This is a genomic window from Tunturibacter empetritectus, assembly GCF_040358985.1.
Lineage (GTDB): Bacteria > Acidobacteriota > Terriglobia > Terriglobales > Acidobacteriaceae > Edaphobacter > Edaphobacter empetritectus.
In genome coordinates this window covers 1,700,697-1,716,689 of sequence record NZ_CP132932.1, presented here as the reverse complement: position 1 = coordinate 1,716,689, position 15,993 = coordinate 1,700,697, and the positions used below count along the sequence as shown (strand labels likewise).

Genomic DNA, 15,993 nt, shown 5'->3' with positions numbered 1-15,993 from the left:
CTCAAAGGGCTCGTAGCGCCAGGGAATAAAATTACAGGGTGATGCTGGCTGCGCCGCTGTTTACCGATACACGTCTGGAGGAGATTCATCGCCGGTTGCTGGCGCACTACGGCCGGCCACAGGAGCGGGAGGTGTGGGATCCGCTGAAGCAGTTCATCTACTCGATGCTGTCGTCGCGGACGAAGACGGAGATCTCGCTGGAGGTGATCCGTCATCTCGAAGAACGCTTTGGTAGTTGGGAGAATCTTCGCGATGCTTCGCTTCCGGAGATCGAAGATGCGATTCGGGCGGTGACGTTTCCTGAACCGAAGGCGATTAATTTGAAGACCGCGCTGGAACAGATTACGCGGCGTTGCGGATCGCTCTCGCTGGATTTTCTGAAGGGGTACCGCACGGACAAGATTCGCTTGTGGCTGGAGCGCTTTGATGGGGTGGGAGTGAAGACCAGCGCGGCGGTGGTGAACTTCAGTAGCTTGCGGCGCAGGGCGATGTGCGTGGATAGCCATCATCTTCGGGTGACGCAGCGGCTGGGGTTTGTCGCGAAGAGTGCGGATGCGCGCGAGACGGAGAGCCGGTTGATGGAGATGGCTCCGGAGGAGTGGACGCCGGAGATGCTGGATGAGCACCACTCTTTGATCAAGATTCACGGCCAGCAGCTTTGTATGAAGAACCAGCCGAGGTGCGAGGAGTGCCCGCTGTTCGATCTCTGCCCTGCCGGCAAAGTGGAGGAGAGCCGGCGAGATGGCGTGAGCGGAGCCGGGCAGGCAAAGTTCACAAAACAAGGTCATTGAGCGGCTGAATTTGAAGGGGATTGCTCAGGTAAAGACGCCCGTGCCGCTTTCCTCTTGCGTACTGAATGGTCATTCATGTAGAACATCGCGTCGTCAAAGTTGTCGCTCAGGCCGTCGCCAACGGGGCTGGGCTGCCGACACAACGGGGAGCAACACGCATGTTCAACTTCAAGTCGCGGCTTTTCTGTTTCACCGCTCTGGCCGCTGTTCTTCTTCTGGTGTGCGTCTCCACCGGCCTCAAGGCTCAAAACATCTCTACGGCGCAGCTCAATGGCGCGGTTCACGACCAGACCGGAGCGGTGATTCCGAATGCCGCCGTTTCGATTGCGGATGAATCGAAGGGCTTTTCGCGCTCGACCACGACGGATGCACAGGGCAACTATCGCCTGCTGCTGCTGCCGCCGGGGAGCTACACGGTGCAGGCGACGGCGACGGGCTTCAACACCTACATCAGCAAGAATGTGGTTTTGACGACTGGCGAACAGGCTGAGCTGCCGCTGTCTCTTTCGGTGGGGACGACGCAGGTTGTTACGGTGAGCTCGGGCGCGGATATTATCGAGACGCAGCGCAGCTCGCAGTCCACGACGGTCGATCAACTGCGCATCGACAACCTGCCGACGAACGGACGCAACTACATCAACTTCACGCTGACGAACTCGCAGATTGCGCGCGATGCTGCGCCTTCGGTGGGCGCGATTCCGACTTCGGGACTGAACTTCGGTGGTGTTCGGGCGCGGTCGAACTCGATCAACGTCGACGGCGCCGATGCGGGGGATTACATCTCCGGAGGCACGCGGTCGACCGTGTCGCAGGATGCGGTGCAGGAGTTTCAGATCATCACGAACGGCTTTGCGGCGGAGTACGGCAGGGCGTCGGGCGGCGTGGTGAATATTGTGACTAAATCAGGCACAAATGCGACGCATGCAAGCGCCTTCGGGTTTCTGCGCAATCGCTACATTCAGGCGACTAACCCGTTTTCGACGGTGAATCAGCCGGCGTATACGCGGGTTCAGGCGGGCTTTACCGTTGGCGGCGCGATCGTTCCCGATAAGACGTTTTACTTCTTTTCGACTGAGATTACACGGCGGCAGGAGACAGGCTTTTCCGATATCGGCTCGAACAACTTTGGGCTGACGAGCATCGATGTGAGCCGGTTCTACGGGGTTCCGGGCGGTGCGCTTTCGATTCAGGGGACGCCGGAGCAGCAGGCGTTTTTGCAGAACGTTCCAGCGGCCACTCCGGGGATTCAGCAGTACATCGCCCTGGTCGGATCGGGGTCGTCGCTGGCTACGACCGGTCAAAATCCTGCGTTTCTGCAGTCGACGATTGGCCCTAAGAACTTTGTGACTTCGGGCCAGCCGACGCCTGCTTCGTTTACGCCGCTCAACAGCCTGATCGGAAACTTTCCTGTGACGGAGAAGACCGAGGTCTATTCGCTGCGCATCGATCATAAGCTGACGGGCAATCAGCAGCTGGTTTTGCACGCCAGTGTGAGCCCCAGCTACATCACTGGAATCGAGGAGAGTGCGGCGAACCAGAATATCGGCGAGAACTCTTTCTCCCGCACCGCGACACAGAGTCTGCATGATGTCGCGATTGCAGGGCAGCATACGATCCTGATCGGCAACAACAAGGTGAATGAGCTGCGCTTTCAATATGCGCGGCACCCGGTGCGATTCGCCAATACGGACGCGCCCGGGGGCAGCAGTACCGCGGTGAATATTCCGGGCTATGCGTACTTTGGCAAGACTCCGTTCTCGGTTGTTGACCGGATTGAGAATCAGAATCAGCTGCAGGACAACTTTACCTACACGCGCGGCGGCCACACGTTCAAGGCTGGTATCGACCTTCGGTACATCCCGATCAACCTGCTGCAGGGGCAGCTTTATGGTGGCGGCGACTATACGTTCGCTGCCCTGAATGCAACCGATATTTCGCCCTTGCTGGAGGGGTTGCCGGGCTTCTCTCCGGTGCAGGCTTATGGCCTGGGAATTCCACAGTCGTTCGCGCAGGGCATTGGGCAGACGACGTACAAGTACGACCTGAAGACGCTCGGAGGCTTTCTGCAGGACAGCTGGCGCGCGACCAGCAGGCTAACGTTGAACCTCGGAATCCGGTACGACATTGAGGCCTTCCCGACGCAGCTTGCGCTGAACTCCAACACGAATGCGGCTGAGAGGATCTATGGGATTCGGGAGGGCATTCGCCTGCAGGATAGCAACTTCGCGCCGCGGGTTGGAGTTGCATGGGACGTGCGCGGCGATGCGAAGACGGTGGTCCGCGCGAACTACGGGCTGTTCTACGATCGCGCTCCGGGAAATCTTGAGTCGCAGTCGACGAGCTTCAATTCGACCAAGGTGCCGCTGGTGATTCTTGGCGGCGGGTCGCCTTGCAGTGTAGCGAGTCCGAATGCTGCGGCGAGCCCGCTGAATCTGAACGCAACGAATGCGTTTCAGGGATCGCTGGCCAATCCGAACTGCCTGGGCGCGAGTGCTGCGGGGGTCAACTATCTTGCGAGTCAGCAGCGGTTCGATCCCAACAACTCGAACTCCGTCTTCGTCAATCAGAACTTTCTGGCTGCGGGTTTTCCTCTGGCGATTCTTCCCTCGGGGCTGCCTGCGGACCTGCACTATGTGACGCCGTATGTGCAGCAGATGTCGTTTGGAGTGGAGAAGGATCTCGGGCACGATCTATCGCTGAACGTTGCGTTTAATTCGACCGGTGGGCGTCACCTGAACCGTCCGGTCAATGTGAATCCGGTCAATCCACAGCTGCTCGTCGCCAACTGGCGTAATGCGGTGAACGCGGTGAAGGCAGGGACGGCGGCGCCTGGAACTGCCAGCCCTACCTCCAACCCGCTGACGGTCGGAACGGCGGCTGGGGTTAATCCCTGCGGAGTCGGCCCCACGGGACCCTTTGTTACTCCTGCGCTGCTCAACTTCTTTCGCCGGTCGGGGCTCAACACCTCGCTTGCGACCTTTCTTGCGAATCCGAGTGTAGGCGGCGGACAGTGCGTTGCGCTAGCTAGCGAGATTGCTGCCGGGGATGGGCTTGGCGTGGGTATTCCTGTTCCGTTCGGCGATATGTCGCCCAACCTGACGACGGGAACCTCGAGCTATAACGCTCTGAGCGCAAACCTGAGGAAGCGCTTTTCGACGAACTATGAGTTCCTCGTAAGCTACACGTGGTCGCATGCGATTGATGACTCGACCGACGTGGTCTCGACCTCGGATGCTCCGCAGAGCAACTTTGCGCCCAATGCGGAGCGCAGCACCTCGACCTTCGACCAGCGCCATCGCCTGGTGCTGTCGGGGGTGTATAACTCGGGCCATCTCGGCGGCTCGGGATTCTTTCCTGCGGCGTTCTCCGGCGTAACCGTGGCGCCGATCTTTGAGATCTCCTCGGGCCGGCCGTTCAACATCTTGACCGGAAGCGATACAAACTTCGACTTCGATCCGCTGACAGACAGGCCGAACGCGGTCGCGCCTGGCAGTGGGACGACGAGTTGCGGCACGGCGCCGGTGTTGTCCAAATACTCTCCGACGGGGGCGTTCAATCTGCCCTGCTATGCGGATGCGCCTGCAGACGCAGGCCCGGCGAGCAGCTACTTCGCAGGCAATCTCGGCCGCAATGTTGGAGTAAAACCGTACACGGTGTTCACGGATCTGCGAATCGCGAAGGCGTTCACGTTTTCGCATGAGATTGCGCTGCAGGTGACTGCGGATGTCTTCAACCTGATCAACAAGAACAACACGCTTGATGTGAACCTGCTCTACACCGCGGCCGGCACGCCAACTGCCTCGTCCGATCCGCGGCAGTTTCAATTCGGAGCGCGTGTCTCTTTCTAGCTGAATCTACAACTCGGCCGCACTATTCGACCTCTGTCCCCTTGTCACAGATAGCTCTGCGAGAACCTGCGCAACTTGTCTGAGAAGATAGAGGTTTGGGTCGATGAGGCTTTATCGAATCGAGCAGCCGCAGAGAGGATTCGCATGAGACAGTGGTGCGCCGGACTAACGACGCTTGTAATGCTGGTGTTGGCGATGGGTGGAGTCTGGGCTCGTGCGGATGCGGCGCTGCTGATGGAAGAGCCTTATGGCGAGTTCGGGGCATTCAACCCCACAGGGCATGCCGCGATCTACCTGAACCACATCTGCGCCGAGTCGCCGACGGTGCTGAGGCCGTGTCGCGCTGGCGAGCCTGGCGCGGTGATCAGCCGCTATCACAAGATCGACGGCTACGACTGGCTGGCCATTCCGCTGGTTCCTTACCTTTATGCGGTTGAGCATGTAGAAGACGTTCCGAAGACTGCAGATGCGCCACTGGAGGCGAGGTTGCGCGATCAGTATCGACGCGATCATCTACTGGAGCTGGCACCCGACGTTGAGAAGGGCAAGAAGGTCGGCGAAGCACCGGGGGGCGAGTGGACGCAGCTTGTCGGTGCGTCCTACGATCGCAGGATCTACGGATTTCAGATTCAGACGACTGCGGAAGAAGACGAGGAGTTCATGAACCGATTCAACGACAGCCGGAATGCCGGGCACTTCAACCTGCTGTTTCACAACTGTGCAGACTTCTCGCGGACTTTGCTCGATGTTTACTATCCGCACAGTGTGCATCGAAATATCTTTTCCGATCTTGGGATTACGACGCCGAAGCAGGTGGCGCGATCGCTTACGAAGTACGCCGATCAGCATCCCGATCTGAAGTTCTCGACGTTCATGATTCCGCAGGTGCCGGGCAGCATCAAGCGCAGCCATCCGATCGACGGAGTGTTGGAGGCGGTGGTGAAGTCAAAGAAATATGTCGTGCCGCTTGCGGTTTTGAATCCGGAGGTTGCGGCTGGATTTGTGGTGGCTTATCTGACGGACGGGCGTTTCAAAACGCCAAAGGATTCCGCGGTCGAGGTGATACCCGGGGAGCCTACGACGATGAACGGAGCCACGCCAGAACCCGGAGCGAACGAAGCTCGGCGACCGCTGCCCACTCCAGCAGCAACGCCAGACCCGGCGGCTCCACAGTAGGCTGCGAGGCTAGTTCACCTTCAGATTAGCGTCGGCGTCCATGACCAGGGACTCGCCTTCGACGAACAGCGAGTGGAGTTTGAGCGAGTCGAGTGAGAGGGCGTAGCCGGTGGTTTCGGTCGAGCGGCTGAGGAGCTGACGCATCAACACTGCGGCGTTGACCTTCATCTGTGCAGGGACTTTGTGGCTCAGGAAGGGTGCGAGGATGAAGTTCAGCTCCCTGGATTCACTGAGCTTTTCAATTCGCGCGTCGCGAAATCCGATGCTCTCTTCTTCGGCTTCGGGGATCAGCGAGACGTCGGTGTCGGTAGTGAGGGAGACGCCGAGGCAGGCGCCGCGGACGGAGGTCCCGAGCTTCGACCTGGCGTGAACGCGGACGACGATGCGGTCCTGCACGAAGGTGACGTGAGGTGATTCGGCGTAGACATAGCAGGGTGAGTTGGCGTCGCCGCGAAGGTAGTACCGGCCCTGTGGACCGTTGAAGAGCTGTGCCCGCAAGGTGCGCTCCAATGCCTGCGCGGACACCTTCACCTCAATCGCCGAGGCAGCTTGAGAGGCAGAGAAGATAAGAGCAAGCGAGAGCACGATTCGGCGCATGTTGTTAAGAGCATAACGGCTGTCGCGCGGGACAGCTCGACGTTTTACCTTTAGCTCTCTTCTAGATGGCTGGTAATCTGTGCTGACCATGAGCCGAAGATCCCCTCTGTTCCGCGTCGTGCTTTTTTGCGCTGCGATCTCGCAGCTTTCCAATGCTCAGGCCAGGCGTATGGTCTTGATCGATCAGGACGGCTCCGGCCCGGGCGGCTCTAACCAGATGGCGATGATGGTGCTGCTGCAGTCACCGCAGGCCGAAGTGCTGGGCATCACGATGGTGAGCGGAAATGCGTGGGAGCCGGAGGAGGTGCAGCATACGCTGCGTATGCTCGAACTGATTCATCGGACGGATGTTCCTGTTGTGCCGGGGGCGATTTTTCCGCTGGTCAGAACCGAGGAAGAATCGAAGATTCAGCAACAGCTTTATGGGACGTTTCCCTGGTACGGGGCTTGGGGCGATCTGACCGCGACGACGAGTCGCCAGCCATACCATGGACCTTACGTTGTTCCAAAGATGGAGGAGGGCGAACCGACGTTGAAGCCTTTGGCGGAGGATGCAGTGCACTTTCTCATCCGTCAGGTTCATGCGCATCCGCATCAGGTCACGATCTACGCCGCTGGCCCGCTCACGAATATTGCGCTTGCGATCTCGATCGATCCTCACTTCGCCGAGCTCACGCAGGGCATCGTGATTATGGGCGGCAGCCTGAGTCCGCAGACGGGCGATCCGGAGTTTGCGAACAATCCCCGGCACGAGTTCAACTTCTGGTTCGATCCGGAGGCCTCCCACATCACGCTTCGCGCGCACTGGCCACGCATCGACCTCACGACAGTCGATATCTCCATCAAGACAGCATTCACCAAAGCGATGCTGGAAGAGATCGCTCGTTCGCCTAACCCAGGTGCGAAGTATCTGGCGGCGTACACGGGCGAGTTCTACTACTTGTGGGACGAGCTTACGGCCGCAGCGTGGCTCGATCCAGCGATCATCACCAAAGAGGAGAAGCTATACGTTGATGTGGACCTGACTCGAGGCCCGTTCTACGGAGACACGCTTTCGTGGACTGCGGCCAACAAGCCTCGACTCGATGTGCAGCTTGTTCACGTCCAGAAAGATCTCGATCTGCCGCGATTCAACAAACTCTTTATCGAACTGATGAAGGGGCCGCCTCAGATTGAATCTTCAGCGAAGTAACTGGGCCTTCCGTTCACACTAACTGGCGAGACTGTCTGTATTCTGTACGAGATATTTCGTCCTGCAGCGGCGCATGTCTGGCCGACAGGGGAGGGCTTGATGGAAAGGCGTGACTTCTTGACCGCATCACTGGCAACCTCGGCGTTTGCACTCGCGAATCAGGTGTCTGCTCAGACCTCATCCGGCAAGCCGCGCGAATACTATGAGATTCGCAGATATCATTTGCAGACCGGACCGCAGATTAAGCTCACCGACAGCTACCTCTCGGACGCGTTGATCCCCGCGCTGAATCGAATGGGCATCGCGCCGGTCGGGGCGTTCCATCTGGACATTGGACCAGAGACGCCGACGCTGTACCTTCTGCTGCCATGCACAAAGCTGGAGGCGCTTGTCTCTACGGAGCTGCAGCTCGTGCACGACGAGCAGTTCATGAAGGCGGCGGAGCCTTTCTGGAGTGCACCTGCGACGGCTCCTGGGTTTCAGCGCATCGAGAGCTCACTTCATATTGCGTTTGAAGGCTGGCCAAAGTTGACTCCGCCGGCCGCAACGGCAGAGCACGGCAAGAGGATCTTTCAACTGCGCACCTACGAAAGTCCCAGTAGCCAGGACCATATCCGCAAGGTCGAGATGTTTCACCACGGAGAGTTCGACATCTTTCAACGTGCAGGATTCAGCCAGGTCTTCTACGGCGATACGTTGATCGGTCCGCGTATGCCGAACCTTACCTACATGCTTAGCTTCTCGGATCTGACGGACCTCAACGTCAAATGGGACAAGTTCCGCACTGATCCTGAGTGGATCAAGTTGAAGGGTTCGCCGCGTTACAACTTTGAAGAGATCGTGAGTAACATCTCGAATCTGATACTGAGCCCGACGGCTTACTCGCAGATCTAACTGGGGCAACACGGTTCTCTCGTCCTAGGGAGCGCAAGGAAAAGGAAACGATGGATATCAATCAACTGAACGAACACTTCGGCCTGCCGGGCGTGCTCGCATTTCACGCAACGGAAGGCGGCCTGGTGCGCGCCGACATTACGACGCCACATGCGACCGCAACCGTCTACCTGCAAGGCGCTCACCTGACAGCGTGGCAGCCTGCGGGCCATCAGCCTGCGATCTTTACCAGCCGCAAGACCGATCTCAAACCGGGTAAGGCTATTCGCGGCGGAGTGCCGATTGCGTTTCCGTGGTTTGCTGCGCGGCATGATGGCAAGACGGGGCCTTCGCATGGCTTCGCGCGGATTCAGGACTGGACGCTCGCATTTGCCGCGCTGGCCGGAGACGATCTGCACCTTACCTTTACGCTTGGGCCCAACGATCTCAGCCGAAGCCTGGGATACGATCACTTTCGTCTTGCCTATCAGCTCACCATTGGACGCACGCTGACGATGCAGCTGACCGTGGCCAACGATGCCGCTACGCCGCTTGTCTTCGAGGAGGCGCTCCACACCTACTACGCCGTGGGGGACATTCACGAGATTTCGATTGCGGGTCTCGATGGGGTCAGCTATCTCGACAAGGTCGATAACTTTGTAAAGAAGCTACAGCATGGTGACATTACGGTCACGGGCCCGACGGATCGTGTCTATCTGGACACGGCTGCGACCTGCACGTTGAACGACCACACGGGCAAGCGCCGCATCGTCGTGGCGAAGACCGGCTCCACTACTACTGTTGTGTGGAATCCTTGGGAAGAGGGAGCGGCAAAGTTGGCTGATATGGACCCGACGGAGTGGCATGAGTTCGTCGCGATTGAGACGGTGAATGCTGCGGTCGATGCGATTACTCTCGCTCCTGGCGCTACGCACACCATGCAGGCTCGAGTTTCGATAGAGGAGCTTTCTGCGTAACAGAGTCGCTAGGAGGAGGGGTCGCGCGTGGATGATTTTGCAGAACCGGCGCAGTGCCGATAGTCTCATAGCGTGATGCTCATCCTTGCCTCTGGTTCGCCACGCCGCCACGAACTTCTCACACAGGCGGGTCTTACGTTTACTGCGAAGGCTGCCGACCTCGACGAAGATCTGTTGCCGAGCGAAGCCGCTGCCGCTTATGTGCAGCGGCTTGCGGAAGAGAAGGCGCAGGCTGTGTGGAACGCTCATAGAGCCTCGGACACGGCTGAAGACCCGCTGGTTGTTCTTGGCGCGGACACCTGTGTTGTTGTCGAGGGACAGATTCTGGGCAAGCCCACAGACAGCGCCGACGCACGCCGCATGCTGGAACTCTTGAGCGGGCGCACTCATGCGGTGTTGACGGGGATCGCGGCTATCACGGCGAAGAAGACGGTTCGGGATCTCGATATCACCCAGGTGACCTTCAACGTCATCACCGACTCGGAGATCGGGCGATATATCTCGAGCGGAGAGCCTCTCGACAAGGCGGGAGCCTATGCGATTCAGGGGTACGCGGCACGGTGGATTCCGCGCATCGAAGGCTGCTACTTCAATGTTGTTGGCCTGCCGATCGCTCGCACGATCACGCTTCTCGCCCAGGCGGAATCGGATACACCAGCTGTAGAGAAGGTCTAGGACGCTCCTACTGTTACTGCTTACTCGATGCTGGCGATCATCGCTGCGAGTAGGGCAGTTCGCGGTACCAGATGTTCGATGATGACAGACTCGTGCGGGGCGTGGGCTCCGTCGCCTACTGCGCCCATGCCGTCGAGTGTTGGTACGCCGAGAGCGGCGGTGAAGTTACCATCGGAGCCTCCGCCGGTGGAGGCTTCCTCAAGGTTGAAGCCAAGTTCGGCGGCAAGGGTGCGGGCCTTTTTGAAGAGCGCAATCGTTCCCGGTTTGCGTTCCATCGGAGGACGGTTGATGCCCCCGGTGATGGTGAGCTTGCAGTGGGGGTCTGAGACTTTCAGTTTGCGGAAGAGCTTGTCGACATAGGCGGCGTCGCTGGCCTTGGCGATGCGGACATCAATCTCGGCGGAGGCGTGCGAAGGGACCACATTGGACCGTGTTCCACCAGCGATCACACCACAATTTACCGTGAGTTTGCGATCGAGATTCGTGAATCCGGAGATGGTTTCGACCAGTTTTGCAAGCTCGAGGATGGCGGAGTGGCCGCGCTCGAAGTCCACCCCACTATGCGCGCCGACTCCTGTAACCTGCACATTATATTGGCCTACGCCTTTACGGGCGGTCTTATAGGCCAGCCCCTGTGCGGGCTCCAGAACGAGGACGGCGGATGATTCTTTAGCCAACTTTTCCGTGATTGGCCGGGAAACAGTGCTCCCTACCTCTTCATCGGTATTCAAAAGTAATATCGTTGGGCGAGATAACTCTAGTTGTTTCAATGCGTTTAGGGCAGCCAGTGCCATTACGACTCCGGCTTTCATGTCCAGGACGCCGGGCCCCCAGAGACGACCTTCTGCATTGCGCCACGGCATCGTCTTGAGAGTGCCGCGCGACCAGACGGTGTCGAGGTGGCCTAAAAGGAGCACCGGTTGCTGCTGGGAGCGCGTTGGGCCGAAGCGGAGCTCCAGGACGTCGCCGAATTGGCGCTGTTTATGGCGTTTGGAGCGAGAGCCGATCATTTGAGCCGATTGCTCAACAAGAGTTACAGCCGCGTTAACTGACTGCGGGTCTTCACTTGGAGATTCCTGCAGCACGAGATCTCGCAGGGTGTCTTCGATCCATCCCTTTTGCTTCTCTACGGCGTTGAGGATCGCTTTGGCTTCCATGGACGGATGTTATAGCAATCAAAAGGATTAGTTGGTCGCCTTCTTGAGGAAAAAAGTAGTCATCCTTAGAGGTAAATGTGGTTTATTTGCCACAGCAGGAAGAGTTCCTTTCGCTATAGTCTCGGTGATGGTTCTATCCGGAGACGCCTACTCGTGGCATTGGAAGCTCACTTTGAGCAGACAATTCGTTCGGAGATAGAGTTCAGCGGTATCGGCTTGCATAGCGGGGCGCCTGTGCTGATGCGCTTGGTCCCGGCGCCGGCTGGATCTGGTATCGTCTTTCGTCGCACGGACTTAGACAACTTCGAGATTGCCGCGATTGGGCGGAATGTCGCTAAAGTTAGCTATGCGACAAGTTTGATGCGGCAGAGCGTTTTGATCTCCACAACCGAACATCTGCTCTCTGCTCTTATCGGCTTTGGCGTGGATAACGTGATCGTCGAGGTGGATAATCTTGAGGTTCCGATCCTGGATGGGAGCTCTTTGCCTTATGTTCAAGCCTTTCATTCTGTGGGGCTTAAACAACAGAGGCGGAAGCGCGAATACCTAAAAATTTTAAAAGAGGTGGAGGTTCGGGACGGATCCAAGTTTATCGGGGTCTATCCGGGGTCGGGGTACCGGATTCAGTATACGATCGACTTCCCGCAACCTATTGGTTATGAGACGTTTAGGGGAGATCTGGCGACTGGCGATTATGTTAAGTTGATTGCTCCGGCGCGTACCTTCGGGTTTAAAGAAGATGAAGCTATGTTGCGGGATATGGGGCTGATTCGTGGGGTTTCGGACGAGAGCGCTATTATTCTTTCGCGGCAAGGTGTTGAAAATGGGCCACTTCGGTTTGACGACGAGTTTGTACGGCATAAGGTGCTGGACCTGATTGGGGATCTGGCGCTGGCGGGGCGCAGAATTCAGGGTCATGTGGTGGCTGAACGGGCTGGACATGCGATGCATACTGCTCTTGTGCAACGACTTATGAGGGATAGATCGGCGTGGGAGCTGGCGCATGGGTATGATGAGGTAGCGGAGCCAGCCAGGGTGATGGGCCAGCTGCAACCAGCCACGGTTTCGTAATTTTGTGGTCAAAACGCGTGGTTTGTTGATGGTGGATTGTGGTGACGGCGTGGTGATTTGGGTGGCTGCTAAACCCGCTTTTCGCGCGGAGCGGGCGTGAAGGCTTTGGCGGCGATCGCATTGGGGTCGAACCTAGAATCGCGCTTCGGGGATCGTGAGGCGAATCTGGAGGAGGCGGTGCGGTTGATCCGGCCGCTGGGTGAGGTGACGGCGGTCTCGTCGTTTTACGATACGGAGCCGGTGGGTTTTTTGGATCAGCCTAGATTTCTGAATGCTGCTTTGCTGCTTGAGACCGAGCTGGACCCGGTTGTTTTGCTGCGGGAGTTGCTGATGGTGGAGCGGACGATGGGAAGGGATCGGGTTAGGTCCGTTGCGAAGGGGCCGCGGGTGATCGATCTTGATCTGCTGCTTTATGTCGATGCGACGGGGCGCGATGTGGTGATGTCGAATGAGGAGCTGGTGCTGCCGCATCCAGAGATGCAGGGGCGGAGGTTTGTGCTGGAGCCGCTGGAGGAGATTGCGCCGGGGATGGTTCATCCGGTGTCAGGGCTGACGGTGCGGGAGATGCTGGACGCGCTTCAAGGGTAGGGATCTCGAGGTGGACTGACGGAGGGTTCGAAGAGAACAGACAACAGCAAAGGCAATATCATCCGTGCTGCTTCGGCTTCACTCCGGCCTTCGGCAGAGAGGAGCCTACTCATTGCGCCGGAAGCCGAGCGATGAATGGGGCACCCGGCTGCGTGGACTTAGCTTCGGGTTTTATGCCTTCTGTCTCTTGTCTTTAGTTTGCTCCGTCGGTCTTTGCGAAGCTGACTGTGTAGTCTCCGATTCTCTTGCCATGATCCATTCCAACGTTGATATCGGAACGATAGTGAATGCCTGCGTAGAGCCTGGACATGGCGGCTTCCTGCATCTGCGCTTGAAAGTAGGTTGCGCCGCTGGGGAAGAGATAGGACAGGACATCTGAGCCTGCGGCGGAGAAGTCGGAGTGGCCCGAGACGTAGGATGGGAAGTTTGGCAGTCCGGTCTGGGTCTTGATCGACGGGTCGAGTTGCGAGGGTCGGGGGTTGAAGTAGAAGTACTTCGCATCCCAACAGGCAACGGCGGCGTCATGGAGGGCCATATTGAGCAGCGCGAAAGAGCGTGAGGCGCGAACCTCGCTGAAGCTGGCAGCGCTGATGTACGGCTCGGCGATGGCGTCCCAGTGTCCGGGAGGAGTTACGGTGCTGACTCCATCGGCCCACTTGTAGACCGTCGCCTGCTGGTCGCGGGTGAGGCTGTTGACGATGCTTTTTACTTCGGCGGTCTCGGTCTGCATTTGAGCGGATGACGTAGACGGAGGAGGCCCCGGCCGCTCGTTGACGATGTCGGTTGGAGTCATCATCCACGCCTTGACCTTGCCGAAGACGGGCAGCATCGGAGGGCGAGGGGGACCATCCTGGCTGATCCAGGGGATCTCTCCGCGGGCGGTTGCGTTGGCGGCCAGGGACTGCCAGATTGCAGGCGAGCCACCGGCTGCCTTCATTCCGTCGGTGGCGGCGCGGGCAGCGAAGACGGCGGCGACGGCTTTGCCGAGGGCGACTCCGGCGGCGATGTCGCTGGCGGACGCTCTGCCGGAGATGAGGGCGACTTGCTGCTGCTCGGCTGCCTTGGCGTTGATCTCGTCGACCGAGGTGGGGAAGAGGAGGGTAAGCAGAGCGGCGTTGACTCCTGCTTCGACAGCGTCCTCGGAGGGGTAGGAGGGAATGTTGCTGTCCGGCAGCAGCGCCTTGATGCCGGTGTCGGTTTTGAAAGGAGAGGGGCGGTTGTACTGGTACTTGTAGTACCAGGCGGTCTTTAGCGCCTCAAACTGCGCGACCGAGACGTAACTGTAGGCGCGTGCGGCGTAGGGAGGGTTGCTGAACGGATATTGCGGATTCGCGAATGGATTTGCGGGGTTGGGAACGGGATAGCTTCCGTCCGGATTAGGCGAAGGCGGCAGATCGGAGCGCGCTGCAATCTCGCGCATGATCTGATTCCAACGCAGGACGCCGCCGCTGCTCCAATAGGTGATGGCGGTCTTTTGCGCATCGGTAAGGCTGGCCTGGGCGGTCTTGATGGAGGCCAACTCGGACTGATAGCCGGGGTCGCTTACGGGGGCTGGGGCAGCTACAGCGATCTGCGTGGGGCCTGAGAGAACGATCATCTTCCAAGCTCCGGCATTGGCGTCGGTGTTCGCCGGAGTGACTGCGGGCAATGGCTCGGAGGTGGGGATGTCCTTGCTGCAGCTGGAGGTGCTTAGGGCCAGAGCAAGGAAGATCGCGGCTGAGATCGATGTGCGGAGGAGAGGCGTTTTTTTTGTGACGATCGTGGTCATTATCGTTTTCAAGGGGTGGCTCGCTTTTCGAAGGGAAGGGTGTACATGAGGCCGGTGGTGAAGGTGTTCGCCTGTCCAACGTTGCGGCCTTGAAAGGTGTTGGAGTAGATGAACCAGTACTGAAGGTCTTTTACCTTCGGGACCGGGACCTTGATGGTTGCGCCGGCTTTGGAGAAGTTGGTGCGGTTGGAGACGAAGGGCATGTCCTGGGGGCGGATGTCTCCGCCTCCGCGGGCTTGCTGTACGGAGAAGTCGCCTAAGAGCGAGAGGTTGTTTTTGCGATAGCCGACGCTGGTGCCGTAGTTGAAGAGGTTGGGCATCGCGACCTGATTGCTGAGATAGAGCTGTCCATTGGTGTAGTAGCTGGTGCGGTCGAGCGTTACGTTGCTGCGGAAGGTGTAGGCGGCGGTGCCGTTAAGATAGAGGCCGCGCCTGCCCAGATAGTTCAAGGTGGCGCGTCCGGTGAGGGTCTTGCTGTTGGTGCCGAGCGAGAGCGGTTGAAGGTCGGGGGTGTAGTTGGTCATGGGGAGGGTGCCCGATAGCACGGCGATCGCTCGTAGCGCGCCGAATTTGCCGACGGGAACGCTGACGAGCTTGTACTTTGCGGCGAGGGTGAGGTCCTGAAATCCGGACTGGCCGTGGAGTACGCCCTTGCTGGCGTCGGTCCACACGTACGGCACGTTGATGATGAAGTCGAGCCGGCTGGTCACGCCGTAGTTGGCTGCCATGGTGATGGTCTGGGTCGTGATGGTGCCGATGTTTCCGTTGACGCGTTGGAGGCTTCCCTGCCAGTAGCTGTCCCAACTGTCGTGCGTGTAGAGGGCGCCTGCACAGAGAGACCGCTTCGCCAGCATGATGCCGTCGTCGATGGTCTGGGCATGGAGCGATGGGCTGAGCAGAGACAGGAAGGTAAGACAGCCAGAGAGGAGAGCGGCATGTCCGGCTCTCCTCCCGTTGGATTTGGGGGTGCTTCCGGCGAGGAGGAATCGGCGACGGGAGAAGAGTAGCGGCTTATTGAACCCGGATGATGCTGGCACGTGATTCGAAGTCATGGGTGGTTCTCCGTGTCGTGAGAGGAAGGCATACGCACAGCCTCGTACGGAGCTGGCAGTCATCGGGTGACTGCGAAGCCTGGCTGCGAAGAGATTCGTATACCTTGGTCACGAGGGAGTTTATGCGCGCACGCGGGTGCTGTCTTCAGCTCAAAGGATGGTTTTTCTCTCCATCGTCTGGGGGACAGGCTTTGTGCCGGGGGCGTGGCGGGGGTACACTCTGAGAGT

General features: G+C 58.7%; 13 protein-coding genes. 9 read left to right on the top strand and 4 right to left on the bottom strand.

From position 1 onward, the window contains the following. The first annotated feature begins 41 nt into the window (after positions 1-41). From RBB75_RS07155 to RBB75_RS07145, 3 genes are all read left to right on the top strand, one after another. Positions 42-791: an endonuclease III domain-containing protein gene (locus RBB75_RS07155; RefSeq protein ID WP_353070013.1), complete on the top strand. Its 750-nt coding sequence runs from the start codon at positions 42-44 to the stop codon at positions 789-791. A 65-nt stretch (positions 792-856) separates the two neighbouring features. Next, complete coding sequence (locus RBB75_RS07150; RefSeq protein WP_353070012.1) at positions 857-4,639, top strand: TonB-dependent receptor; 3,783 nt, start codon at positions 857-859, stop codon at positions 4,637-4,639. Positions 4,640-4,783: 144 nt separating this feature from the next. After that, entirely contained in the window at positions 4,784-5,815 is a 1,032-nt protein-coding gene (locus RBB75_RS07145) for a hypothetical protein (protein WP_353070011.1), read from the top strand. 9 nt (positions 5,816-5,824) lie between these two features. On the opposite strand, the gene RBB75_RS07140 is transcribed toward RBB75_RS07145, so the two are convergent. Beyond that, the gene (locus RBB75_RS07140; RefSeq protein WP_353070010.1) at positions 5,825-6,412 is read right to left on the bottom strand and encodes a hypothetical protein; all 588 of its coding nucleotides are present in this window, start codon (positions 6,410-6,412) and stop codon (positions 5,825-5,827) included. Positions 6,413-6,500: 88 nt separating this feature from the next. Between RBB75_RS07140 and RBB75_RS07135 the strand changes: the two genes are divergently transcribed. The 4 genes from RBB75_RS07135 (at position 6,501) to RBB75_RS07120 (ending at position 10,129) form a co-directional block, all read left to right on the top strand. After that, positions 6,501-7,604 carry a nucleoside hydrolase gene (locus RBB75_RS07135; protein ID WP_257031273.1) on the top strand — a complete coding sequence of 368 codons (1,104 nt, stop codon included), beginning with the start codon at positions 6,501-6,503 and terminating at the stop codon, positions 7,602-7,604. A gap of 99 nt (positions 7,605-7,703) precedes the next feature. Next, entirely contained in the window at positions 7,704-8,498 is a 795-nt protein-coding gene (locus RBB75_RS07130) for an NIPSNAP family protein (RefSeq protein ID WP_353070009.1), read from the top strand. Between the two features lie 50 nt (positions 8,499-8,548). Continuing rightward, positions 8,549-9,454 (top strand): D-hexose-6-phosphate mutarotase, encoded by a 906-nt coding sequence (locus RBB75_RS07125; protein ID WP_179640189.1) that lies wholly within the window; start codon positions 8,549-8,551, stop codon positions 9,452-9,454. Between the two features lie 75 nt (positions 9,455-9,529). After that, positions 9,530-10,129 carry a Maf family protein gene (locus tag RBB75_RS07120; RefSeq protein ID WP_353070367.1) on the top strand — a complete coding sequence of 200 codons (600 nt, stop codon included), beginning with the start codon at positions 9,530-9,532 and terminating at the stop codon, positions 10,127-10,129. A 20-nt stretch (positions 10,130-10,149) separates the two neighbouring features. Here RBB75_RS07120 and RBB75_RS07115 read toward each other — a convergent pair whose 3' ends face one another. Next, positions 10,150-11,286, bottom strand: coding sequence for a M20 family metallopeptidase (locus tag RBB75_RS07115; protein WP_179640188.1), 1,137 nt, complete (start codon positions 11,284-11,286; stop codon positions 10,150-10,152). Between the two features lie 153 nt (positions 11,287-11,439). Here RBB75_RS07115 and lpxC point away from each other — a divergent pair, with 153 nt between their 5' ends. Then, entirely contained in the window at positions 11,440-12,357 is a 918-nt protein-coding gene (gene lpxC, locus RBB75_RS07110) for a UDP-3-O-acyl-N-acetylglucosamine deacetylase (protein WP_179640187.1), read from the top strand. 96 nt (positions 12,358-12,453) lie between these two features. Then, positions 12,454-12,945: a 2-amino-4-hydroxy-6-hydroxymethyldihydropteridine diphosphokinase gene (folK, locus tag RBB75_RS07105; RefSeq protein WP_353070008.1), complete on the top strand. Its 492-nt coding sequence runs from the start codon at positions 12,454-12,456 to the stop codon at positions 12,943-12,945. A gap of 193 nt (positions 12,946-13,138) precedes the next feature. On the opposite strand, the gene RBB75_RS07100 is transcribed toward folK, so the two are convergent. Further along, positions 13,139-14,713, bottom strand: a complete 1,575-nt coding sequence (locus tag RBB75_RS07100) for a phosphatase PAP2 family protein (protein ID WP_353070007.1) — start codon at positions 14,711-14,713, stop codon at positions 13,139-13,141. An 8-nt stretch (positions 14,714-14,721) separates the two neighbouring features. After that, entirely contained in the window at positions 14,722-15,765 is a 1,044-nt protein-coding gene (locus RBB75_RS07095) for a hypothetical protein (RefSeq protein WP_353070006.1), read from the bottom strand. Between the last annotated feature and the right edge of the window lie 228 nt (positions 15,766-15,993).

Excerpts from the sequence above, each read along its gene's own strand:
- RBB75_RS07095 (WP_353070006.1), bottom strand. The coding sequence starts at position 15,765 with ATGACTTCGAATCACGTGCCAGCATCATCCGGGTTCAATAAGCCGCTA.
- RBB75_RS07150 (WP_353070012.1), top strand. The coding sequence starts at position 857 with ATGGTCATTCATGTAGAACATCGCGTCGTCAAAGTTGTCGCTCAGGCC.
- RBB75_RS07115 (WP_179640188.1), bottom strand. The coding sequence starts at position 11,286 with ATGGAAGCCAAAGCGATCCTCAACGCCGTAGAGAAGCAAAAGGGATGG.
- RBB75_RS07155 (WP_353070013.1), top strand. The coding sequence starts at position 42 with ATGCTGGCTGCGCCGCTGTTTACCGATACACGTCTGGAGGAGATTCAT.
- RBB75_RS07145 (WP_353070011.1), top strand. The coding sequence starts at position 4,784 with ATGAGACAGTGGTGCGCCGGACTAACGACGCTTGTAATGCTGGTGTTG.
- RBB75_RS07120 (WP_353070367.1), top strand. The coding sequence starts at position 9,530 with ATGCTCATCCTTGCCTCTGGTTCGCCACGCCGCCACGAACTTCTCACA.
- RBB75_RS07140 (WP_353070010.1), bottom strand. The coding sequence starts at position 6,412 with ATGCGCCGAATCGTGCTCTCGCTTGCTCTTATCTTCTCTGCCTCTCAA.
- RBB75_RS07135 (WP_257031273.1), top strand. The coding sequence starts at position 6,501 with ATGAGCCGAAGATCCCCTCTGTTCCGCGTCGTGCTTTTTTGCGCTGCG.
- RBB75_RS07130 (WP_353070009.1), top strand. The coding sequence starts at position 7,704 with ATGGAAAGGCGTGACTTCTTGACCGCATCACTGGCAACCTCGGCGTTT.
- RBB75_RS07125 (WP_179640189.1), top strand. The coding sequence starts at position 8,549 with ATGGATATCAATCAACTGAACGAACACTTCGGCCTGCCGGGCGTGCTC.
- RBB75_RS07100 (WP_353070007.1), bottom strand. The coding sequence starts at position 14,713 with ATGACCACGATCGTCACAAAAAAAACGCCTCTCCTCCGCACATCGATC.